Origin of the sequence: Shewanella sp. SM68 (genome assembly GCF_025653925.1) — a bacterium.
Taxonomy (GTDB): Bacteria; Pseudomonadota; Gammaproteobacteria; order Enterobacterales; family Shewanellaceae; genus Shewanella; species Shewanella oncorhynchi.
The window spans coordinates 127,114-150,142 of sequence record NZ_JAKKRU010000011.1 but is presented as its reverse complement, the minus strand read 5'-3'; the positions used below and the strand labels follow the sequence as shown (position 1 = coordinate 150,142).

The 23,029-nt window shown below is 44.1% G+C and carries 22 protein-coding genes and 1 riboswitch; of the genes, 14 read left to right on the top strand and 8 right to left on the bottom strand.

Annotated elements, in window-relative coordinates; genetic code table 11:
* Nucleotides 1-148: 148 nt before the first annotated feature.
* Nucleotides 149-1,798, bottom strand: a complete 1,650-nt coding sequence (locus L5M40_RS17510) for an electron transfer flavoprotein-ubiquinone oxidoreductase (protein WP_263207371.1) — start codon at nucleotides 1,796-1,798, stop codon at nucleotides 149-151.
* Between the two features lie 247 nt (nucleotides 1,799-2,045).
* Nucleotides 2,046-2,179, top strand: a riboswitch (molybdenum cofactor riboswitch).
* Between L5M40_RS17510 and moaA the strand changes: the two genes are divergently transcribed.
* The 7 genes from moaA to L5M40_RS17475 all read left to right on the top strand — a co-directional run bounded on the left by moaA (nucleotide 2,167) and on the right by L5M40_RS17475 (nucleotide 7,204).
* Nucleotides 2,167-3,147, top strand: coding sequence for a GTP 3',8-cyclase MoaA (moaA, locus tag L5M40_RS17505; RefSeq protein WP_105251082.1), 981 nt, complete (start codon nucleotides 2,167-2,169; stop codon nucleotides 3,145-3,147). Its footprint overlaps the riboswitch before it by 13 nt.
* A 96-nt stretch (nucleotides 3,148-3,243) precedes the next feature.
* Nucleotides 3,244-3,720 (top strand): cyclic pyranopterin monophosphate synthase MoaC, encoded by a 477-nt coding sequence (gene moaC / locus L5M40_RS17500; RefSeq protein WP_006079755.1) that lies wholly within the window; start codon nucleotides 3,244-3,246, stop codon nucleotides 3,718-3,720.
* Nucleotides 3,721-3,836: 116 nt separating this feature from the next.
* The gene (moaD, locus tag L5M40_RS17495) at nucleotides 3,837-4,088 is read left to right on the top strand and encodes a molybdopterin synthase sulfur carrier subunit (RefSeq protein WP_006079756.1); all 252 of its coding nucleotides are present in this window, start codon (nucleotides 3,837-3,839) and stop codon (nucleotides 4,086-4,088) included.
* A 1-nt stretch (nucleotide 4,089) separates the two neighbouring features.
* Nucleotides 4,090-4,557 carry a molybdopterin synthase catalytic subunit MoaE gene (moaE, locus tag L5M40_RS17490; RefSeq protein ID WP_006079757.1) on the top strand — a complete coding sequence of 156 codons (468 nt, stop codon included), beginning with the start codon at nucleotides 4,090-4,092 and terminating at the stop codon, nucleotides 4,555-4,557.
* Nucleotides 4,558-4,636: 79 nt separating this feature from the next.
* Complete coding sequence (gene modA, locus L5M40_RS17485) at nucleotides 4,637-5,440, top strand: molybdate ABC transporter substrate-binding protein (RefSeq protein ID WP_263176997.1); 804 nt, start codon at nucleotides 4,637-4,639, stop codon at nucleotides 5,438-5,440.
* Entirely contained in the window at nucleotides 5,440-6,120 is a 681-nt protein-coding gene (gene modB / locus L5M40_RS17480) for a molybdate ABC transporter permease subunit (protein WP_105251087.1), read from the top strand. The genes modA and modB overlap by 1 nt, the downstream gene beginning before the upstream one ends.
* Nucleotides 6,101-7,204, top strand: a complete 1,104-nt coding sequence (locus L5M40_RS17475) for an ABC transporter ATP-binding protein (RefSeq protein WP_113941347.1) — start codon at nucleotides 6,101-6,103, stop codon at nucleotides 7,202-7,204. Before modB ends, L5M40_RS17475 begins: the two co-directional genes overlap by 20 nt.
* Before the next feature lie 48 nt (nucleotides 7,205-7,252).
* On the opposite strand, the gene L5M40_RS17470 is transcribed toward L5M40_RS17475, so the two are convergent.
* A complete protein-coding gene (locus L5M40_RS17470; protein ID WP_263214191.1) occupies nucleotides 7,253-10,678 on the bottom strand; it encodes a response regulator in 3,426 nt (1,141 codons plus the stop codon).
* A gap of 97 nt (nucleotides 10,679-10,775) precedes the next feature.
* Here L5M40_RS17470 and L5M40_RS17465 point away from each other — a divergent pair, with 97 nt between their 5' ends.
* Entirely contained in the window at nucleotides 10,776-11,414 is a 639-nt protein-coding gene (locus tag L5M40_RS17465) for a response regulator transcription factor (RefSeq protein WP_168826430.1), read from the top strand.
* 2 nt (nucleotides 11,415-11,416) lie between these two features.
* On the opposite strand, the gene L5M40_RS17460 is transcribed toward L5M40_RS17465, so the two are convergent.
* The 4 genes from L5M40_RS17460 to L5M40_RS17445 form a co-directional block, all read right to left on the bottom strand.
* Nucleotides 11,417-12,631 (bottom strand): hypothetical protein, encoded by a 1,215-nt coding sequence (locus tag L5M40_RS17460; protein WP_263176995.1) that lies wholly within the window; start codon nucleotides 12,629-12,631, stop codon nucleotides 11,417-11,419.
* Entirely contained in the window at nucleotides 12,628-15,096 is a 2,469-nt protein-coding gene (locus L5M40_RS17455; RefSeq protein ID WP_263174614.1) for a fimbrial biogenesis outer membrane usher protein, read from the bottom strand. The genes L5M40_RS17460 and L5M40_RS17455 overlap by 4 nt, the downstream gene beginning before the upstream one ends.
* A gap of 104 nt (nucleotides 15,097-15,200) precedes the next feature.
* Entirely contained in the window at nucleotides 15,201-15,689 is a 489-nt protein-coding gene (locus tag L5M40_RS17450; RefSeq protein ID WP_198572499.1) for a CS1 type fimbrial major subunit, read from the bottom strand.
* Nucleotides 15,690-15,712: 23 nt separating this feature from the next.
* A complete protein-coding gene (locus L5M40_RS17445; RefSeq protein WP_211085937.1) occupies nucleotides 15,713-16,432 on the bottom strand; it encodes a hypothetical protein in 720 nt (239 codons plus the stop codon).
* Between the two features lie 228 nt (nucleotides 16,433-16,660).
* Here L5M40_RS17445 and L5M40_RS17440 point away from each other — a divergent pair, with 228 nt between their 5' ends.
* A complete protein-coding gene (locus L5M40_RS17440; RefSeq protein ID WP_263256965.1) occupies nucleotides 16,661-17,398 on the top strand; it encodes an EAL domain-containing protein in 738 nt (245 codons plus the stop codon).
* A 42-nt stretch (nucleotides 17,399-17,440) separates the two neighbouring features.
* Here the strand turns inward: L5M40_RS17440 and L5M40_RS17435 are convergent, their stop codons facing one another.
* Nucleotides 17,441-17,605, bottom strand: a complete 165-nt coding sequence (locus L5M40_RS17435; RefSeq protein WP_263176993.1) for a hypothetical protein — start codon at nucleotides 17,603-17,605, stop codon at nucleotides 17,441-17,443.
* A 484-nt stretch (nucleotides 17,606-18,089) separates the two neighbouring features.
* Here L5M40_RS17435 and L5M40_RS17430 point away from each other — a divergent pair, with 484 nt between their 5' ends.
* From L5M40_RS17430 to L5M40_RS17415, 4 genes are read left to right on the top strand one after another with little or no spacing between them, the layout of a single operon-like run.
* Nucleotides 18,090-18,611, top strand: coding sequence for a hypothetical protein (locus tag L5M40_RS17430; RefSeq protein ID WP_113941345.1), 522 nt, complete (start codon nucleotides 18,090-18,092; stop codon nucleotides 18,609-18,611).
* 60 nt (nucleotides 18,612-18,671) lie between these two features.
* Nucleotides 18,672-19,349, top strand: coding sequence for a response regulator transcription factor (locus L5M40_RS17425; RefSeq protein WP_006079763.1), 678 nt, complete (start codon nucleotides 18,672-18,674; stop codon nucleotides 19,347-19,349).
* 49 nt (nucleotides 19,350-19,398) lie between these two features.
* Nucleotides 19,399-20,655, top strand: coding sequence for a sensor histidine kinase (locus tag L5M40_RS17420; RefSeq protein WP_105251097.1), 1,257 nt, complete (start codon nucleotides 19,399-19,401; stop codon nucleotides 20,653-20,655).
* A 32-nt stretch (nucleotides 20,656-20,687) separates the two neighbouring features.
* On the top strand, nucleotides 20,688-21,380 hold the full coding sequence (locus L5M40_RS17415) for a TIGR01621 family pseudouridine synthase (protein ID WP_105251098.1): 693 nt from the start codon (nucleotides 20,688-20,690) through the stop codon (nucleotides 21,378-21,380).
* Nucleotides 21,381-21,406: 26 nt separating this feature from the next.
* Here L5M40_RS17415 and L5M40_RS17410 read toward each other — a convergent pair whose 3' ends face one another.
* Nucleotides 21,407-22,576 carry a GGDEF domain-containing protein gene (locus L5M40_RS17410; protein ID WP_263176992.1) on the bottom strand — a complete coding sequence of 390 codons (1,170 nt, stop codon included), beginning with the start codon at nucleotides 22,574-22,576 and terminating at the stop codon, nucleotides 21,407-21,409.
* A gap of 259 nt (nucleotides 22,577-22,835) precedes the next feature.
* Here L5M40_RS17410 and L5M40_RS17405 point away from each other — a divergent pair, with 259 nt between their 5' ends.
* Nucleotides 22,836-23,003, top strand: coding sequence for a YqaE/Pmp3 family membrane protein (locus tag L5M40_RS17405; protein WP_006079767.1), 168 nt, complete (start codon nucleotides 22,836-22,838; stop codon nucleotides 23,001-23,003).
* Nucleotides 23,004-23,029: the final 26 nt, after the last annotated feature.

Sequence of the window (23,029 nt, the reverse complement as noted above, 5' to 3'; positions counted from 1 at the left end):
GAGATGGTGATTGAAAACGAACTCTTTTTTGTGTGGCAATTGTGGCCAATGTCGCGAGTAAGGGCAAGCAAAAAAGTGAACTATTCGTGTAAAAGGTGAAAAAAAGGCGCTCCACTGAGCGCCATTATTTACATTTATCATCCAAATGTTACATGTTGGGGTAGTTTGGACCACCACCGCCTTCTGGTGTAACCCAAGTAATGTTTTGGCTCGGATCTTTAATGTCGCAGGTTTTGCAATGAATGCAGTTTTGCGCATTGATGACAAACTTGGGTTGACCCGCCTCTTCGACGATTTCATACACGCCTGCTGGGCAGTAACGCTGTGCTGGCTCATTAAACTGAGTCAAGTTAATGCCCAGTGGAATGCTGCTGTCCTTGAGACGTAAATGGCAGGGCTGATCTTCCTCATGATAAGTGCTCGACAGATACACTGAGGACAGTTTATCAAAGCTAAGCTTGCCATCGGGTTTTGGATAATCAATCTTGCTGTAAGCGTTCACAGGTGCCATTTGCGCATAGTCTGGGTGCTCATCACGCAGTGTGATAGGGAACTTTCCGCCAAACCAGTTTTGATCTATATAGTTGAATGCGCCGCCTAAATAGGTACCAAATTTGTGCATCGCTGGACCAAAGTTGCGGGATTTATGCAATTCTTCGTATAGCCAGCTTTCTTCAAGGTGGGTTTGGTAACAGTCGAGATCTTTACCGCCTTCAACCCCTGCCATCATGGCTTTACCTAAGGTTTCTGCTGCAACAATCCCGCTCTTCATCGCAGTGTGAGTGCCTTTGATTTTAGCAAAGTTCAAAGTACCCGCGTTGCAGCCTATGATAAGACCGCCAGGAAAACTCATCTTAGGTAGCGAGTTTAAGCCGCCTTTAGTAATCGCGCGGGCGCCATAACTAAGGCGTTCGCCACCCGTTAAATACTTAGCAATCACAGGGTGGGTTTTATAGCGCTGGAATTCGTCAAATGGGCTCAGATGCGGATTTTTGTAGTTCAAATCAATAATAAGGCCGACCGCAATTTGGTTATCTTCTATGTGATAAAGGAAGCCGCCACCCGATGCGCCCTCGGTTAATGGCCAGCCACCTGTGTGAACGACTTTGCCTTGTTCGTGTTGCTCGGCGGGGACTTTCCAAATTTCTTTGAAGCCTAAACCATAATGCTGTGGTGTTTTACCATTATCTAAATGGTATTTTTCGATAAGTTGCTTGCCTAAGTGGCCGCGGCAACCCTCGGAGAAAACGGTATATTTAGCATGCAACTCCATGCCTGGCATAAAGCTGTCTTTGGGTTCGCCATCGGCACCCACTCCCATATCGCCAATTAAAATACCTTTAACGCTGTTATCGGCGTTAAATAGCAGTTCACTGGCGGCAAAGCCGGGGAATATTTCGACACCGAGTTCTTCTGCGCGATTGGCAAGCCAGCGGGACAGATTACCGACGCTGATAATAAAATTGCCGTCGTTGTGCATGGTTTTTGGCACAAAAGCATTAGGCATGACTCGGCCGTCGGTGGCTGAGCTGAGTAGGTAGATTTCGTCGTGGGTGACAGCGGTTTTTATTGGGGCATCTTTTTCGCGCCAGTCGCTGAATAGCTCGTCTAGCACTTTTGTCTCGAACACTGCGCCTGACAGAATATGCGCGCCCACTTCTGAGCCTTTTTCTACCACACAGACGGTAATTTCTTTGCCTGAATCCTGTGATATTTGCATTAATCGACATGCCGTGGCCAAGCCAGCTGGACCAGCACCGACGATAACAACATCGAATTCCATTGATTCGCGTTCCATCAGTTCACCTCTTCCTTCACGTTTCCCCGATTTTTATCGAGTGTTGTAGTTTGTAAACGGGCGTTTTATTGCTTGCACCACCTTACCTGAAAATAAGATAAGGTCACAGTGGATTAAGCTGCTGTTTAGTCTAATTCAATACAAATCTTTAGGTGAGGACTGTCACAGATTATTCACGCTAGCGTGATCTAGGTTAATAAATACCTGTTTAGGGGTATAGCTAGTGAGTACTTTCGGCCTATAATCACCGACGACGGTTCTCCGAGCTTGCCTGCCTAAGTCGAAAGATATGGAGGTGTAGCCGTGGTAATAATGCCACCGGGGTGGGATAAGAAATGCTCTCACCTCCCACACTTGGAAAGGTGATCATGTCTCAATTACAAGACAGCTTTGGTCGAAAATTTCACTATTTACGGATGTCAGTCACTGACGTTTGTAACTTCAAATGCAGTTACTGCCTCCCTGATGGTTATCATCCTGAAGGTAAACCAAAATTCTTATCTCTCAATGAGATAGAAAACTTAGTCTCCGCATTTAGCCAAGTCGGCACCCAAAAAATCCGCATTACAGGCGGTGAACCTACCCTGCGTAAAGACTTTACCGACATCATTCGTGTCGTCGCTGATAACCCGCGCATTCATACTATTGCGACGACGACTAATGGATATCGACTCGAAAAGCATGCCAAAGAATGGTTCGATGCTGGCTTGCGTCGTATCAATGTGTCCGTGGATAGTTTAGATCCCAAAATGTTTTACCAGATCACTGGCGAAAATAAGTTTGATGAAGTGATGCGGGGGATTGATGCCGCCTTGTCGGCAGGTTTCGAGCGAGTAAAAATCAACGCCGTACTGCTTAAAGGTTTAAACGATAAAGATTTGCCACGTTTTTTACACTGGATTAAACACACGCCAATCGACCTGCGTTTTATCGAGCTGATGGAAACGGGTCTTGGTCGTGAGTATTTTGAAGCCCATCACCTAGCGGGCGCCGACATCAAAGCACAGTTACTGGCAGATGGCTGGCAATTAGATACACCAAGTGCGTCCGATGGTCCAGCCCAAAATTTCAGCCGCAGCGATTATCAGGGCCGTATCGGCTTGATCATGCCCTATGCCAATAATTTTTGTGCTACCTGTAACCGTTTACGGGTATCTGCTAAGGGTAAATTGCACTTGTGCCTCTTTACGGAATCCGGTGTCGATTTACGTGATCTGCTACAGCATTCTAACCAGCAAGCGGAATTAATTGAGCGTCTGCACGGTCAATTAGCCCAGAAGAAAGAAACCCATTACTTGCATCAAGGCATCACAGGTGTCACTCAGCATCTTGCCTCTATTGGCGGCTAGACCTGATTTTAGGTCTGTTGTCATAGCCAATTTAGCGCGAGTATAAGCTCAATTTCCCTTGTACCCTGTTTTGACCTCAATTAAAGGATCGCTCCGATGAGCAATGTATTTACTCATATTAATGCCGATGGCAATGCCCATATGGTCGATGTAACTGAAAAGGCCGTTACTGAGCGCGAAGCCCGTGCAGAAGCTTTTATTGAGATGGCGAGCACGACACTCGAGATGATCATGAGTGGCAGCCACCACAAGGGGGATGTGTTTGCGACCGCGCGTATTGCGGGCATTCAAGCCGCGAAAAAAACCTCAGACCTTATCCCTCTCTGCCATCCGCTGATGCTAACGAAAGTTGAAGTCGATTTAGAGGCACAACCTGAACATAACCGCGTGCGTATTACTAGCCTGTGCAAGTTATCCGGCAAAACGGGCGTAGAGATGGAAGCGTTAACTGCAGCTTCAGTGGCGGCGTTAACTATCTATGACATGTGCAAGGCCGTGCAAAAAGATATGGTGATCTCCCAAGTCCGTTTGCTAGAAAAACGTGGCGGCAAATCGGGACATTTTAAGGTTTAGCCTGACAGAATAGGCTTTAGCCACTCGGCAGATTACCAAGTGAGCGAAGCTGTCCAAGCTTAAGTCTGACGCGCTATTGGTGAGTCAGTTAAGCGGATCAAAAACGAGAGAAGATTATGATTAACGTGTTGTTTTTTGCTCAAGTTCGAGAATTATTGGGCACAGCTAAATTAAGCCTAGAGGCGAGCGAGCAGACACAAACCGCTGAAGCGTTACGTGCGACGCTGGCCGCCACCGACGATAAATGGGCTAAAGTATTAACCTCAGACAAATTGCTGGTAGCGGTAAATCAGACCATCAGTCAATGGGATACGCCTGTAAACGATGGTGATGAAGTCGCCTTTTTCCCACCCGTTACCGGAGGTTAATATGCGCTTATTACCCGCAGTTCGAGTGCAAGAAGTCGATTTTAGTGTGACCGACGAATATCGGCAGTTGGCTCAAGATGATAGCGATGGTGCCGTAGTCACTTTCGTCGGTAAAGTGCGTGATTTTAATGATGGCGCCGCCGTGACTGACTTAACCTTAGAGCACTATCCTGGCATGACAGAAGCCGTGCTAGAACAAATCGTTGTCGAGGCGCGCAGTCGCTGGCCACTGAACAAAGTCACTGTGATTCACCGCGTGGGCACTATGGCCTTAGGTGAGCAAATTGTATTTATCGGCGTAACCAGCGCCCATCGCAAAGCCGCCTTCGCGGCCTGTGAATTCTTAATCGACTTCCTAAAAACCAAGGCGCCATTCTGGAAATTAGAAGCGGGCGAGCAAGGTAAAAGTTGGGTTGAAGCGAAAGATGCCGATGAACAAGCGGCTAAGCTATGGCAACACAAAGACTAGTCGCGTGGCAGAGATACTCGTAGTCGCAACGCAGCTTGCCAGTTTAAGACCCGCGCGAATATTGCACTAAGGTGACCCAATGCAGAGTTTGACCCGTTTCTTCCATACCTGTGTTTTTGCATTACTCTGGTGCTTGGCGGTCGCGCCATCGTTCAGTCGAGCGGCGGATAATACAGCGATTCCCGCAATTGCCGCTGCCTCAGATTTACGTTTTGCCCTCGATGATATTAGCCAAAAATTTACCAATGAAACTGGGCTAAAAGTAAAAATATCCTATGGGTCATCGGGCAATTTTGCTACTCAAATCCAAAACGGTGCGCCCTATGAATTATTTTTATCTGCGGATGAAAAATATATTCAACAATTGCATAGTGCTGGCGTTGCCCGCGATGCTGGTGTGCTTTATGCCCAAGGGCAACTCGCTATTGTTGTACCTAAAACTGGTTGTTTGTCCGTTGATCCTGAACTTAAGGGGTTAGCCGAAGCACTCGCTGCAGGAAAAATTACCCGTTTTGCTATTGCTAATCCTGATCACGCTCCCTATGGCGAAAAGGCCAAAGAAGCATTGCAGTTTGTGCAGTTGTGGGATGCGATTCAACCTAAATTGATCCTTGGGGAAAATGTGTCCCAAGCAGGGCAGTTTGCGATTAGTGGTTCAACCCAGGGCGGGATTATTGCGCTCTCTTTAGCTATGTCTCCTACTTTTGCCAAACATAGCGATTACGCCATAGTGCCAGCAAAAATGCATAGTCCACTGTTTCAGCGTATGGCATTAATGGCCAAGGCGGGTGAAACTGCTCAGCATTTTTACGATTATTTAAGAGCCGATAGTGCTCGTCGTGTTTTGGCCGATTATGGTTTTTCATTGCCAGAGCAACCATGATGGATTGGCAGGCACTTTGGTTATCGGTCAAGCTGAGTGGCATCACAGTTTTAGTGTTGATTCCTCTAGCTATATTGGCTGGACGGGCATTAGCCTATCGTCAATTTGTCGGCAAATCTTGGGTCGAGGCGCTGATCATGGTGCCCTTAGTATTACCGCCAACTGTGATTGGTTATTACTTGCTGGTGGGGCTTGGCAGTCAAAGTTGGCTCGGACAATGGATTGAGCAAGTCATGGGTCAGCAACTCGTGTTTCACTTTTCTGGTCTGGTTATCGCCTCCGTTTTAGTCAATATTCCCTTCGCTGTGCAGCCGATACAACGCGCCTTTGAAACTGTACCTAATGATGTTCGCGACGCAGCGGCTTGTTGCGGTATGAGTCGACTTAAAATTCTACTTAAAATTGAATTGCCTATGGTGTGGCCGGGTGTGCTAACGGCATTAGTTCTGTGCTTCTCCCATGTGCTTGGGGAGTTTGGCGTTGTGCTGATGATGGGAGGTAATATTGCTGGCGAGACTAAGACGATTTCGATTGCAATTTATGACAGTGTGCAATCATTCGATTTTAATGCCGCTGGCACTATGTCATTAGTCTTATTGCTGTTTGCCGTGACGGCGTTAGCACTAACAACCAGTCTATCGCGGCGTTTAGGAGGTCAGCGTGGCGCAAATCATCGCTGATCTGCAGTGTCAGATCCAAAATCATAAACACATTAAACTCAACGCCGATTTTCGCTGTAAAGCGGGTGAAGTACTTGCTGTGGTAGGGCCGTCTGGCGGTGGAAAAACCACGCTGCTACGGATGATCGCTGGGTTAAATCATCCCGATACGGGACAAATCCACTTTGGCGATCGGCCTTGGTTTGATGATAAAGCGCGTATCGCCTTAAGCCCGCAGCAACGCCATATCGGTTATATGCCGCAGCATTTTGGCTTATTTCCGAATCTCACTGCCTTAGAAAACGTAGTCGCTGGACTTGACCATATCCCCAAATCGGAGCGCATACCGCGCGCGAAAGATTGGCTCGAACGGGTCAATCTACAGGGATTACCCGATAGATTACCGGCGCATTTATCGGGCGGCCAGCGCCAGCGCGTTGCGCTTGCCAGAGCGCTTGCCCGTGAACCGTCGGTTTTGTTGCTGGATGAGCCTTTTTCTGCGGTGGACAGGGAAACCCGTGAGCGATTATACCTTGAGCTTGCGCGCCTCAAAGAGCTGTTACTCTGCCCAGTGATTATGGTCACCCACGACTTAAATGAAGCCTTACTGCTGGCTGATTCGATGATTTTGATCAGCCAAGGCAAGATGCTACAGCAAGGTGCACCTTTCGAGGTATTGTCGCGACCACGAAATGAAGCTGTGGCTAGGCAGATGGGGCTAAGAAATATTTTTGATGGTGAAGTGGTATTTCAAGACTGCACTAAAAATCTCACTTGGCTTAAATTTGGCGAGCAGCTTATTGCCTGCGACTATGGCAAAGATCGCCCTGTGGGAAGTCGAGTCCGTTGGGTTATCCCCAATCAAGGTATTCGTTTTAATTCGATATCCAAAGGGCGTTTATGCCGCAGTTTTAATAAATTAGATGTCACGATCGACGCTATGTTGGTGATGGGCGAATCCGTTCGGCTCATCTGCTACGTCACTGGCACCTCATTACAACTTAACACTGAAGTCTCGCTGCATTTTGCCCAAAAGCTTGCTCTTACTAAGGGGATGCAAACTACGGTGGCACTCAAATCCGAACAAATTCATATTTTGGAATAGCTTAGCCCTTAGTCCACCATGATAACTTTGAGTAAACCTGCCACCATATTAGGTGCGATTTCGCATTATCGTGTCTAGCTCACTTATCAATTGGGCTATTGTTGTTTGAAATTGAGCTAATTCCGCTTCAGCATTATTATTTCCCTGTTGCCTCATTTTTTCTTCGAGTATCCAAGCGTGCTCTGCTATTGATGTGAGCCCTAACATACTGATAGTTCCCGCACATCTATGGATCTTATCCGCAAGTTGAGGTGCTTTAAGTTGAATATCCTGAAGTGAGATTTCGAGCTCAGTTTTAAACATTAATAGCATTTTGCTTAATGTCTCTTCCCGACCAAAGGCATCCTCTAAAATTTTTATATCGATAAGTGCTGGTTTTGCAGAGGGTAGCCATTTCAAAAGCATTTCATACAACTCATCTAAGTGCAGTGGTTTTGCCAGTAAGTCATCCATCCCAACTGCCATGCACTTTTGTTTTTGCTCATTTAGCACGTTGGCCGTGAGTGCGATGATGGGAATATGTTGCCCCTCGATTTCCTGCGATCTCACTTGTTGGCAAAAAGTGTAGCCATCCATCACTGGCATGCGGCAATCGCATAACACTAAGTCATATTGAGTCTTTTGCATGAGGGCGAGCGCTTGGGCACCGTTATCTGCAATATCACATGTTAGGCGTAACTGTTTCAGCTGTCGCTGCACCAATATCTGATTAAGTTGATGATCTTCAACTAATAATATTTTGCATTCTGGCCAGTTAAACTTAAATTGAATATCCCTTTGCGGGGTTGAGACGATAGTATCAATCCACCCCATGTTGATGTAACAAACATCCTTCACAGCTTGCGATGTTAAGGGATTTGCATTCAATAAACATTGCTCATTTTGATATCTATAACCCAGTGCTTCATTAAAGTGAGTGCAGAGTATGTGTTGCCGATCATCCGAAGCATTATCAGTAAACAACAGGTCTGCATTGGCTTTATTCTCTGTTAATACAATGCCTAATGAAGCTAAATGCCAAGATAAAGTGTGACGTAGTTTTATATCGCCGATGGCGATATATGCTTTTAATCCCTGTAATTGCTCATCAAATTCATTCTGAGCCACCACAGGTAAGCGAATGCGTAAACCAATAAATGTGCCTAAATGAGGGGCGCTATTCAGGATGATGTCGCCGCCCATCATTTCGGCGAGTGTATGGCTAATGGCAAGGCCCAAACCTGCACCACCATAGCTACGTGTTGTCGAGACGTCAGCTTGCTCAAAAATATTGAATATTCGCGCTTGAGTCTCAGTGTTCATGCCGATACCCGTATCTTGTACGCCAATGAGCAGTAATTGTTGACCTTCTTGTTCGGCTTCAAGCTTGACTGAGACTTCAATAAACCCGCGTTCAGTGAATTTAATGGCGTTATTTACCCAGTTGAATAGGATTTGCTTTATGCGAAGACTGTCTCCTGTTACCCGTGCTGCTACGCCTTGGTCAACGTGTAAGTAGAGGCTTAAGCCTTTAGTGCGTAAATCATTCATGACCATATTAAGCGTACTATCGAGAACTTCACGCAATAGTATTGGTGTCGATTCTAGACGCATTTTTCCCATGTCTATTTTAGAAAAATCGAGAATATTATTAATGATTTGGAGGATTTCTTCCGCGCCATTACTAATGATTTGCACCATTTGTTTTTGTTCTATGCCAAGAGGGGTAAAGCTGAGTTGCTCTGCCATACCCACGAGTCCATTCATGGGCGTGCGGATCTCATGGCTCATGGCTGCGAGAAATTCAGCTTTTCTTTTAGTGGCTTGCTCGGCGTTTTCTTTTGCGATGGCTAGAGCATTTTCGACGATGCGCCGTTTATTGATTTCTTGCCTGAGTTTTAAATAGGCTATGGTTAAGCCGCCAATGAAAAGCAGTAAACCTATCGCAATCGGCAGTAGTGTTTTGAGTAAGGTGTGCCAAGAGATGCCTTCGCTGTAATTTACGGCTAGCCAAGTATTGCGGATCTGCTGTTTTTCTTTCTCACTCATACTGGAGAAAACACGGTTAATTAATGGGATAAGTGGCCAATAAGGTTCACGAACGGCAACAGCGAGTTCATCTTTATAAGGCGTTGGTGCTGCTACTCGTAATTCATCGTCAAATTTGTCGTCGATGAGCATAGTCACAACGGCCAAATTACCTATGTAAGCCGCTGCTTTGCCCTTTGCGACTAAGGTCAGACCTTCGTCAGGATTGGCTGAAACTACAACATCGATATTCGGATAGGCTTTTTTAATGCTTGGCAGCAGTAGATTATCTGTGATGACCACGCGTTGAAAGTTCAGTTCTGACAGCCCCGCGATTCGCGGACTGTTGCGGGCAGTGGCTATAACAATAGGGAAAGACGTAAACACTTCGCTCATGTGCCAGTCTGGATATTGTGCTTTCAATCGTGTTGGAATAATGGCGAGATCAATCTCATGATTAACGAGTGCGCTTTGGATTTCATCCCACGTTCTGGTTTTTTGTGCCGCATAATCAAGCCCTAGTTTTTCTCTGAACTGTTCAAGATAATCAGCAAGTAAACCAACCAAGATGCCTTTATTGTTAACCGAAGAGAATGGCATCCAATGACTTACAAATCCGACTCTGAGTGAAGGTAAACCTGCCAGCCATTCGCGTTCATTGGGTCTAAGTAGAAAATTACTGTGGCCTAAAAAATGAAGATCGCCCATACCTAGCCAAGTCACTTCGAGAGCATTGCGCTCTTCTACACTCAGAGCCATTAAGGCGTTATCGAGTTGTGTTACAAGCAGGCTATTGTTCTTCGTGATCCCTAAATGTAAGTTTTCCATCATCAGGGGGGCTTGGGCAACGATAAGAAGTTCAGGGTGTGCGCTAATGTATTGGTTAGCAACATGAAGATTACCGATATAGGCATCGGTCGTTTTATCAATGACGGAGGAAAGTGCTTGTTCTGTATTAGAAAATGTTACTTCTGTTACGGTTGGATAATGCAATTTGACTAATTTCTCCGTCGAGAATCCTTTTTCAACGGCAATCCGAGCTTGGCCAAATTCACTCACATCGCGAAAAAATCGGCTGTCGTAACGAATAACGACAACAGTGGGGGAGGTGTAGTATGAGCGGCTAAACATAAGGCATTGAGTACGTTCAACAGTACGAAAAGCGTCAAGCAAGACATCGACTTCCCCATTACAGCCAGCAGAATAGAGGCTCATCCAATTGGGATAAACCTTCCAGTCAATTTGGTAATTAAGATTTTTGGCGAGCAGTTGTATGAGTTCGACACTAAATCCCGTTGTTATCTGGTCATTAATTTGTTGAAAAGGTCCCCAGCCATTGGCGAGTACGCCTACTCTAATTGTTGTGGTTTTGGGCTGTTCGGCATGAGTGATAAAAGTCATGCATAGCAGGGATAAGCAACTGAAGATGCAAAGAAGTTGGTAACGCAATTTTTGAGTCGCACTCATCTCTATGACCAAAGTGTATTAAGTCTCGAAAAAAACACCGATGCCAAGTAGTATAGATAAGGCATCCATAAGTTCACATTATCACGAGGAGTTATATATGGCTTTTAAGATCATCCTTGCCGACGATCACCCTATTATACTCACTGGCGTGCGTAGTTTGATGGCTGAAATGCAGCCAAGTTGTGACATTGTTGCTGAAGCAAATAATGTTTCCGAATTATGGCGTACATTAGAACAACATGAATGTGACTTATTGATCACAGACTTTAGTATGCCTAATGATGACAATGTCGATGGTATGGCCATGATTAAACAGCTAAGACGAAAATATCCAAATTTACCCATAATAGTATTGACCCAAGTACATAATTTAGGTGTATTACAAGCGCTGTTACAGATTGGAATACAAGGCTTATTATTAAAAAAATCAGTCATTGCCGAATTAGAGAAAACAGTTAAAAAAGTATTATTAGGTTCTGTTTACATTGGCGAAACTGTCCGTGAATTATTAAATGAACAAGGTATTAATCAATATACCATCCCAGTTGAACTTTCACTGAAAGAAATAGAAGTGGTACGTTTACTGGCAAACGGCATGTCAGTGACTCAAGTTGCCAGCTATTTACACCGCAGTGTAAAAACCATAAGTACCCAAAAAACCAATGCGATGCAAAAACTCGGTTTAAAAAGTGACAGTGAATTGTTTCATTATGCACAGCAACAGGGATTATTTTAATGTTAAAATGGAGGGATTTCAGCCTCGAACATAATAGTTACATCCCCTTGGTAAGTGCTTCCTGGATATTTCATCATTTCAGTTAAGTTGGTTTTGTTAATTTCAAACAATAGCTTTCTTGCAACATTGATATATTCCCCATCTGTATTTGTAAAATGGTACTTTGATGTCGATAGCGGCACTGATTTTCCTATACCATTTATATAACTGATTTCTATATTTGTTTTGTGACTGTTTTTAATGTTTTTAAGTTGGCACTGGCCATTGTTTTGATATTGGCAATAACTCAATGAAACATCAAATGGTGCGCTAAACCAAAGCTTAAACGGCAATTCAGCTTTCAAGTTGGTGGGTGTTTTACCGCTGTTAATCCATGGTGCCCAACCTTTGGGTGGTTGCAAGATCACTTTATTGCTACCAGCAGGGAACTCAACCTTAAGTTGATGCGTGACCCTTAAGGTAAATTCTATGGTTACGTTTGAGTCTGAATAGGTTGCATCACCAAAGTCGAGATCTTTATTGCGTCCAAGGCTCAAGGTTAAGCTGCCCTTATAAGTGCCATTTTCCATTTTTAAAGGATCGGGAGGTTGCAGTTTATAACCAATATAAATCTTTTGAAGGGTGACATTCTTTGATGATGTGAATTCCGGGTTAAATTTATTGTTGTAACAAATGCCTCCAGACTGTTGGTTAGCATTTTTTATATCATAAAAATAATCTAAAATACCAATGCTTGCCCATATTTCCAATCTAAGATTGCAATCGCCTTGAACGCTATTCAACCAATATGATCCTGTATTTCCAGCTTCTTTAACTGCATTCGGAGTTTGAGATGCCCCAATTTGTGTTAGTTTGAACTTCATTTTATGTGTTGTGCTGCTCCCTTTTTTTATTAGCTCTACTGTTTTTTCACCAGAAAACTTCTGATAGGTAATAGCATGTTCGAGTTTTTGATCATTCTTTATTAATTTTTCTAATATTTTAGTCTCTACTTTTATTGCTTGTTCTTTGTCTAAAGATGCTGTGCCATTACACCAAAATTCAGGACCTGAGCTGTTTGTTGATACTGAGCAAGGGGTGGTATTAATAAACTTACTACCATTAATATCATAGGGTGCAGGTTTATATTCAGCAGTAACCTGAATGGTGGCGGCCTCTGTTAATGGGCTGAGTAGTAGATATCCCATCAAAACATATAAAGCGTAACGATAATTCACTTGGCTAGGTTCTCTGTTAATGTTTGTTGTGCCCATGTTTGGGTATTACAAGTGATATTGCCTAATAGCAATAGGTTCTGTTCACGTTTCACTCGGTGTAAGTCGAGTTCAAGGTTGCACTCTTGTATACCTTGATACTCCACTTGCAAGCTCGGATGGTGTTCACTCATTTCAACGGCAAAAAAGCCATCGGCCTCACTCAAGCTGCGCCCCGCATGGTTGGCTATGAGCGCGCCTTTAAGCGGCAATCCCTGTTGATTCACTAAGCGGCCAATCACAGTGACAGTCTTCATGACTCTGATTTGTTGGTAACTGACGCCGCCCTTATTGAGGTGGTAATGCAATACGCTCGGTTGGATAACTGAAGGTGTGTCATCAAAGTCCTGTATGGCGAGCTGTACGCTACCACTGCGATAGGCGGTCACTGGCACTAAGTTGCGCCCAGGCTTTAAGGTGACACTGCCACCGTGCTCATCTTCTGCTTGTAAAAGGATGTCTGGGGTATCAGCCATGACATCGATTATCATGCCCGCATCGTGGTTTTGGCTTTGGCCTGAGATGCTGAGTTCACCCTGTTGCCCTAGTGCAACCATGCTATCGAGGTTTATGCCGCTTGTGATGCCACTGTTATAGGACGATGACTGTGCATAGGCATCCCCGCTAACAATATTGTTGCTAAAGCGGCTATTGGCGGTTGCGCCAACACCATAGCTATCCGTGTTTAGTCCCATCCCTATGGTTTCAATGCCACACCAGTCTAGTTGCTGTTGGTAATCAACATAGGCATGCTGTTCTTGCCCGCCAGAACGTGAAGTTCTGCTGCCTAAGCCACCACCCATTCGACGCGTTTGATCGCCTAAGTTCATACTGAAATAAAGTGCTCCGCCTTGGTCGCGCTGGCCTGAAGTGTTAATGCTGCCGGGACGATCGAACGCATTTAAACTCCAGCTCATTTGGCGTCCCCAGAGTTTGCCGTTGTACTGCCAACCTAAGTCAATGCCTTGACCTTGCTCAGATTGATGTGACAAATAGGCCGAAACAGAGTGACCTCTCCCTAGGTTATGTTGCAGAGATGCACTCGTCTTTTTGGGATTAGAGTTCGTAATATCACTGCTTTGCGATTGGCTGAGTTGTTGCTGATGGCTGAGTACAAAACTACCTTGCCTGTAGCTATAAACTGCTTGCAAATCAAAATCGCTGCCCTGTTGTTCATTCATCACCCAATTACCAAAAAAGCGCAGTTGTTGGTTCCAGTCCCAATCGGCCGAAACGCTGTAGTGCCAGCCTTTATCCATAAATTGAGCCGCGGCGCCAAGGATGATCGCCGGTGTTAATAAGTAGTTTGCGAGTACCCCCGTGCTGAGTCCGCGTCTGCTTTCATCATCCCAATTCGTTATGTCTTGTAACTTTTCTCCAGCAAACAAGTTCACCCGAAAGGGTTCTTCAGTGTTTTGCCATTGAATGGGTTTGTTAATGATTTCTCGACGACGTTCAGTGACTTGGCCATCTTCTAGAATCCGAATTTCAACTTCATATATGCCAGATGGTAATACTTTAGTATCAATGGCTTGTAAGCCTGCGTTAATCTGTTGTGAGTTGATCAATTGTCCATTTTGGTAGATTTCTACCACACCTGCACGATTCGGAGTGACATAAATGGGTGTTGCACTGGCATAGGCTTGATCGACCAATAACTGATTAGAGTCACCCAACATCACCCCCATCACAGCTTGTGAGCTGCCGCTATAAATGATGGGCTGACGAACTAAACCTTGGGCATAAGGGGAGAAATACCCGAGTCGATAGAAGTGTCCTTCGTTTTGACGTTCTGTATACAACTGTTGAATAGTCGAGTTGAGTGTCTCTTCATTATTTTGAGTGACTTCACCTTCAAGTAGTGTGGTCCACTGGCCTAAACTTGCTTGGGCTTGCAAATTATAACGGCCTGCGTAATCGCTCTCATTGGATTGACTCCAATTGAGTTGTTGTCGAAATAGCGCGCCGTAGCTTCCCTGTTCAGGCAAGGCATAGTAGTGTGAGTTTGATGGCTGCTTTTCGATATTGGCCGTTAAAATAGATAATTGAGAGTTCTCCAAATTATATTCAATCGCTAATATGCCGCCCTGACAGCCTTTTGAGCACAAACCCAACTTATGTTTTTGGTTTAATTGCGCTATCCATAATTGTTGCTGACGTTCGTCAAGATCGCTTTCGCTCACGTCAACGAGTTTTAATAGTTGCACACTGGTATCGAGTCCTAACACTATTTCACCTTCGCCAAGCAATTTATTATCGATGGTGATTCTTACTGTTAATGGGGCATTAAAAAAATGCTCATAAAATCCATCAGGCAAGTCTTGATATTGCTTTAGCAGCTTGAGTGAGTCTGATGGCGTATTATTAGCTAAAGAGCAAGAGCTAAAGATTAGCGTTGCGATCAGAATCGTCAGGATCAAAGATGACAAGTGTGCTGCCTCATATCGAAAAAATGAAAAGCATGAGTCGTTAACTTGAAAATTAATAAAGCTCCCTTTGCGGGAGCTTTTTTGAAATTTAACTTAATAAATCTCTATGGTTTTTTAGGTGGTGTTTCAGATTCGAAAATCATATTGACCATACCTTGGTAGTTACCTGCGACATAGCCGCTTGCTGGGACAGTTGGAATGATCTCTAGTGCAAGGGTTTTACCCGTTTTAGCATTGTCGACATCGACTAATTCTGTCGCAGATGTCTTCAGTTCAATACCGCCCACTTTAACTGTTAGTGCAATATTATCATTGCCACTGGCGATAATGGCTGGGTTTGATAAGTAACCCGTAATAGCACCAATGGTACTTTTCACTTCTAGTTGCTTATTTAATTGATCTAGCTTTTTTGTATGGACGTTATATGCTAACTTTTGCTGGCTGTTGATCCAGTTATCATTGCCTGTTGGTTGCACAAAAAAGTTCTCTGACGGAATTTGTGCAATCACAGTGACTTGATGTTCAATCTTTTCAGCCGCAAATGAGTTCATGGCCACTAATAAGGTTATTGGGGCCGCCTTCCATATTTTCATTACAGTCTCCTTTTAGGGATGCATTAGTTACCAATAACTATGCTTTTGGTTTTATCACCTTCAATCAATTGAAAGTGATAGCTTTCGTTACTATTTTTTACCAGTTGTTTTTTTGAACCGGGTAAGATGTGCAATTTGGTCGCTGTGGAACACTCTTTGGTTTTTTTGTTACATGATTCAAAAAAATCTAAAATAATAGTTGTATTCCCGTTATTTTTTATTTCTGCGTTATTTGTGTCTTCCGTTATTTCAGTCGAGTATTTAGGTTCTTCTGGGGTGATAAATAAAAATGCCCCATAACCTGTTAGTATTTGTATTCCGGCAGTGAGTTCTTCATGCGTTTTTTCAGTTTTTTGCTCATCAAATCCATCATTGTTTTTTGGCTGCACTGGTACAAAGCGAACTCTAAAGTAACGTTCTGTGTCTTTTTTATCTAAGAATAACAATCTCGTTGCTTGTACTCCCTTGGCTGGAATAATTAAGCGAGACGGGCTAGCTATCAAGGCGCGGTTTTCTGTCTCTTGTTCAGGTACTTCATAGGGCAGGCCATTTTCATCATATTTTATTTCGTTAATCGATATTTTAATAAATGCAGTTGAATCGCCCATGTTCATTATTTTTTTCAAATAAGTGGTTTTATTGCTAGGCATATAGTCAAATAAGGTGCCTATGCTTATTTCTGCCGCAGCATAAACTTGAGAGCTATAAAAAATAATACCAAAAAGCGCTAAATATAATCGCATTATTATTGAGTTACCTTGTATTGAGTTGCCTTGATTTCATTTTTGGTTGATGTTGCTGTTAGATTGGAACAACATTTTAGCTGTATTTTATATGGGTGATTTTTATGCGTTAATAGGAATAGTCCTATAATAAAGTGCAGTGATTTTTTGTTTTTAGGATTTATCTGATAGAAGCGAGTGCCAATTTAGTTAAAATGAGTCAGATATATTAATATTCTGTAGGTATCTATGCTGTCAGTTAAGCGTAAAAAAGTGAGTGAAGATATTGCAAGCTGCATTATGTCTGATGTGGTTATGCCTTTTTATCAGCCTATTATCGGGGTTGATAAAACCGTTATAGGATATGAAGCACTTGCACGCCGTTGGGATGCCAAGTGTCATGCATATACAGGTATTGATTTTTTATTGTTAGATAAAAATGCTTCTTTGCATATTGATATATGGATGTTGAGGTCGATTATCAAAGACTTACCTCGATTAGCCGATCAAGGCGTTGGCATACTGTCCATTAATTTAAATCCCATGCCATATAGTGTGACTTATCAAAATTTATTACAAATGCTGTTACTTCAAGCAAAAGTGCTGTGCATCAAAATTTGGTTTGAAGTGTTAGAACACACTTTATTAGACGATAAACAGCATGAATTGATTGAAATGTTACGGGCACGAGGAGCCAGCATCGTACTGGATGATTTTGGCACCCAAGAATGTAATTTCTTACGTATGATGGTATTGCCCTATGATGTCATCAAGTTAGACCGTTCCCTTTTGCTGCAAGCTTGTCGCTCTTCACATTCAATGCGTATGTTGACGAGCTTAGTTGAGTATTTACAGCGATTAGGAATGCAGGTTGTTTGTGAAGGTGTGGAGACTTTGACGCACATTGATGTGGCAACCTTATTGGGATGCGATTATCAACAGGGGTATGCCCATGCTATGCCTGCGCCGATTTCACACTGGGGATAGTTAGGACGAATCACGCACTAGATGCAAATTAACTGAGGCTGTTTATTTCGTTTTTCGCTTACCGAGTAATCCAATCCAAAATGTCCCTTCCAATAGCATGCCTAAGATGATGAACACCAATGCACTGGTGGTGCTGCCATAGGCATAAGCGCTTAATGCTGCTATTAGTAACAAGCTTAAGCTTATCCATCGTATGACTGGTTTCATTTTCGCTCCGATTTAAAAATACCGTTACCTGACGCTAAGTTATCTGACTTTAGTCGAGGGCGATTTATTTGCCAATTCCACTTTTTAATGACACAGATAGACTAAAATACCCGCTAAAATTCAATCCTCTTGATTCTAAATGGCGAAATTGAGGGTTATCACTGAAAATGTCATGTTTAAAAATCCTCAGATGATCAAAGCTTAATCTTGTTTCCATCGGTGTTTAAGCTGGTATTAGGTAGACTTTACACATTAGCCACAAAATGATTTAGTGTTTGGCTTATCAGCGATTTAGGTTCTGTTGACGTTGGATTTCAGATCAATTGATGGCCGAACCAGAGTTAACGCTGACACAGTGTGATGCTATATCCAGTGGTAAATTGTGAGGGATTAGCTTGGAATTGCATACAGGCGCAATAGGTCCATCGACTTCTAACTGATTGTCTCATAAGATACAAACTTAGCTGATTTATATGGAGGGGCCATGAGACTATGGTTGCTAGGATTCATGTTGGTATCTGGTGTCGCAACGGCGGCTCAGAGCATGTATTCGATGTTTGCGGGTGGAGACTATGTACCGCCGTTGAGCGTTATGCAGCAGATTGAAAAAGGGTTCTCCGGTGTGATTGCCGAATTTCATATGGAAGAGCAAGAGGGTGAATTAGTCTATCAATTTGAGTTGATTAATCCTTTAGCAAACTCTATAACGCGGTTTGAATATCGTGCCCGTGATGGTAAGTTACTGAAACAAAAGGCGAGTAAAGTAAGCGCCGATGATCTGGGTGAGGTTGAGGCAACGCGTATGATCGCGGCAAAAGATCAAACCTTTTCAGGTCTAATCGTTAAGGCCACTAAAGATCATAAAGCCTTCTTAACCGAAGCAAAGTTAGACCACGACTTAGGTATCAGTTACTTAGAACTTAAGCTGCTAGACGATACGGGTAAGTTTAAGTTGGCCTTTGATGTCGAAAATTTACGACCGTTACCTTTACTCAAGTGGGATTGAAATATCTAAGTCAATCGAGTGCTCACACGAGTGCTTAAGATTGAGGAGCGCAACATACAGATGAAAATACTTTTAGTTGAAGATGATGCGACGACGATTGATTACATCGTCAAAGGATTTCTTGAGCAGGGCCACAATATCGAAACGGCGAGCGATGGCCATCAAGGTTTGTCACTCGCCACGAGTAGTCAGTACGATCTCGTGATCCTCGACCGCATGTTACCTCAGCTCGATGGCTTAAAATTGCTGGCCGCCTTAAGGGCAACGGGTAATCAAACACCAGTGCTGATTTTATCCGCTTTAGCGCACGTCGATGAGCGAGTAAAAGGCTTGCGGGCAGGTGGCGACGACTATATGACTAAGCCGTTTGCTTTCTCCGAGTTATTAGTCCGCGCTGAAAAACTGATGCACCGTGGGCAATCTGTGCCTGTGACAACTGATCTCGTTGTTGGTGGTTTGAAGATGGAGTTACTGACCCGTAATGTCACTTTAGACGGGCAGGAGTTGATGCTACAGCCGAAAGAGTTCCAGTTACTTAAGTATCTGATGGAACATGCTAATCAAGTTATTAGCCGCACCTTATTGTTCGAAGCAGTGTGGGATTATCACTTCGACCCGCGCACGAACGTCATCGATGTGCATATCGCAAAATTACGCCGTAAATTTGAAGAGTTAGGCCATGGCGAGCTTATCGAAACCGTGAGGGGAGCGGGTTATCGCTTACGACAAAGGCATTAAGCCTTACCAAAGCAGCGCCTGGCGCATCACAATCGTTTTTTCGACCTTAGTGATAGTGATCATCGGGGCGTTGCTATTTGCCCTTTATCGACAGTTGATTATTGAGCAGCAGTATCAAGTAACTCAATATTTAGAGTCAGAGACCCAACGTTATCAGCAACTTGCCCTAACGGTTGATCGCCGTAGTTTTGCCGCTCAAATCCGCGCCGCCGATCCACAAACTGCCCTGATCGCTTGGCGTAATAGCTACGATATGGTCGGTGCTTTGAGCTTTATGCCCGAAGGCATGCCCATGCTGCCGCAAACGCGGGATTTTCCTATCTTAACCGGTGGCCCGGATAAGCTGCATATTCTTACCGGCGGTCTGGTGATGACCCGCTACGGCCCAGTATTGATTGCGACCCGTACCGATAACTTAGCGACGTTAATTGATAAGTTTATCAGTGCCGCCGCGACGGCCGTCATGCTTACCGTAGTGTTGACTTTAGCGCTCGGCTATCTATTTTCTAAGGCGATTTTACGTCGATTAGTGCAATACAACCGCTTGAGTGAACAGATTGAACGCGGTCATTATGACACCCGCTTACCCTTGAGTTGGCGTCAGGATGAGTTCGATATGTTGGCGCTGCAGTTTAATAATGTGCTGGATATTCTCGAAAATAACCTGATGGCAGTGCGTGGTGCGACCGATAATATCGCCCATGATTTACGTACTCCACTGTCACATATCCGTATTGGTATTGAAGAGTTGGCGAGTAAGCCGAGCAATGAGATTAGCGAAGGTTGCGCCATTTTGACCGAGGAACTCGATCATTGTTTAGCGACGTTTGATGCCATGTTATCGCTCACGCGTATCGAAGAAGGTCAGCAGACACTCGATTTGCAGGAGTTAAGCCTAGCGCAACTGTGTACTGACTTATTGGATATGGCCGATGCTGTGGCTGAATCTAACGAGCAAACCTTGAGTTTATCGTTACTGACAGATCATAAGGTTTTTGGTGATAAATACTTATTATTCCAAGCCTTATATAATCTTGTCGATAATGCGATGAAGTATTCTGGCCAAGGTGCGCGGATTGAGATTATTCAGTCAGGCCCACAAATTCAGATCCGCGATAATGGCCCTGGTATTCCAGACGAGAGTAAAGAAAGAGTATTCGAACGTTTAGTGCGCCTCGACCCTAGCCGGCATTTACAGGGCACTGGTTTAGGATTATCTATGGTCAAAGCGATTCTCTCACGGCACAATGCCAAAATTAATCTCACGGATAATCATCCTGGCTTAGTCGTCACTATTCAGTTTTAAGTCGATGTCCGCATTACAACGCCGAGTACTCCATGTATCAAATCATAGCCGATGAGGCTGATTTTATTGTTATTTCCAAATCAGCCAAAGTGCATTTCCACAGTCAGGATGGGACTGCAGGCGTGGTGGCGCAGGCTGAGCAAGATTTAGGGATTAAGCTTTTTGCTGTTCATCGACTCGATACACCCACGTCCGGTCTGTTGATTCTGGCTAAGAGTGCGGTCGCCGCCAAGCAATTTACTGAGCTGTTTACCGCCCATAAAGTGCAGAAATATTACCTCGCCCTCGCGAAAGGCAAGCCGAAGAAGAAGCAAGGCTGGGTGATTGGTGACATGGCAAAGTCGCGTCGTAGCATGTTTAAGTTACTGCGGACTAAAGAGAATCCAGCGATTACGCAGTTTTTCTCCTTGAGTGTTGGCGAGGGATTGCGTTTATATTTGCTTAAACCTCACTCAGGTAAAACCCATCAATTAAGAGTCGCCTTGGCGAGCTTAGGTGTACCCATTTTAGGGGATGATTTATACGGCGGAGAGGCCGCGGATCGGTGTTATCTGCATGCATATTGTCTGCATTTTCGCTATGGTGATGACGTGACAGGTTGGCGTGATTACGCTTATCGGGATTTGCCGACTCAAGGTGAGCATTTTGACGCTGAAGGTGTCACTGAGGCGCTAGTTTCATGGCGTGAGCCCGATACTTTGGCTTGGCCTGCGAAAGGAGATTAATCTTTGCAGCGTTATGTTGCAAAAGCCTAACAAGCTTGGCAAATACGGTCTCGGCCCTCAGATTTTGCGCGGTACATAGCTTGGTCTGCTTGAATGAGTAGTTTGTCAGGTTGGCATCCTTGATAAATCGTGGCGTAACCTAAACTGGCATGAATTTTTATCGTAACACCTTGCCAGATAAATGAATTGTCCTTAAGTACTTGATGTAATTTCTCGGCGACGACTCTGGCCGCGGGGGCATCAGTTGCGGGTAAAATTACCAGAAACTCCTCTCCACCGTGACGACATAGGGCGTCATTTTCTCGCAATACTGATCCAAACAGTCTCGCCGCCGTCAGCAGGGCGAGATCGCCCGCATCGTGCCCGTATTGATCGTTGATGTCTTTAAAATGATCAAGATCCAATAAAATCATACTGTAAGGTACTTTATCCCGCAGCCAGCGTTGATGGATATTGTTTAAAAACTTATGCATAGCACGGCGATTCCACAGGCCTGTGAGTTGGTCTCGCTCCGCTAACATGCGGATTTTACTGACAAGCCGCGTCATGGCATTACCTATCATCACGATATTGATCAATAGGGCCAGAAATACATAGAACCAAAGCACAGGTATGGCTTCTTGCGTGTGCATGGCGATAAACATCGGACTTTCTTCGGGAGAAAGCAGGGCGATGAAGATACGAATGATAAAAATACCCACCATGGCGACTAAGGGCATGACCATAGCGATGGCAACTCGATTTCCCGTATCGCGTTTGATGGCAAGATAGTTATCTCGAGTTAACATGGCGAAAATGAGCGCGGCGCAGGCTGAGAATGCGATGGCCAAAATGTGTTCGGAGCTGAAATTAGGTGGAACCAAGAGCATCACACCAGCGGTGAGTGCTAAAAGAATAAGATCCGATTTTACGCTGGGCTTGAGTCTAAAAAGCGCCTTCGTTCCCCAACGCGCTAGAATGAAGCCAAATAAAATCGCCATATCCGAGCAGAACCAAAAAAAGTAACTGGAGGCTTCGGTGCGTTGGCTGTTGAGTATGATGCCAAGGAGGACGAACAAGTTCGCCAGAGAAAAGCGCATACTGGCTTGAGTGGCAATTTTTAACGGTTGTGCAATGAGTCCCCATGCGATGGCAGCCGTGCTAGTAAGCAGGCAAATAAACTTGATGAGTAATAAGGCTTGGGGATCAAATATCATTCTTTTACTTCATATTTTTCTTTAACTATAGATGCTTTTAGGGATTTTCGGTTGGAGTTTAGTGGATATCTTAGTCTACTCTGGACAGATAATGGGTTGAATATCCTTTTTCATTTTAGGGAATGGTAAGGGCCTTCATTTAGGCTGCGGCTGGGATTATTTACGCCTTGCAAACTAAAAGGTTTGCAAATTCTGAGTCTTCCTGCGAAGTTAGATCTTGTTGATTTGCCTACAATCTCCGTTTTGAGGATGTTCTGTTATGGATACAAATAAACTACTTTTAGTCATTATTGCGATTTTATTGCCCCCAGTTGCTGTATTTTTGAAGGCGGGAGCGGGTAAAGATCTGCTAATAAACATCGTGTTATGTTTACTGTTCTGGTTCCCTGGTTTATTACACGCACTCTGGGTCGTGACCAAGGCATAATTTGCTTTCTTCCACACAATAAAAAA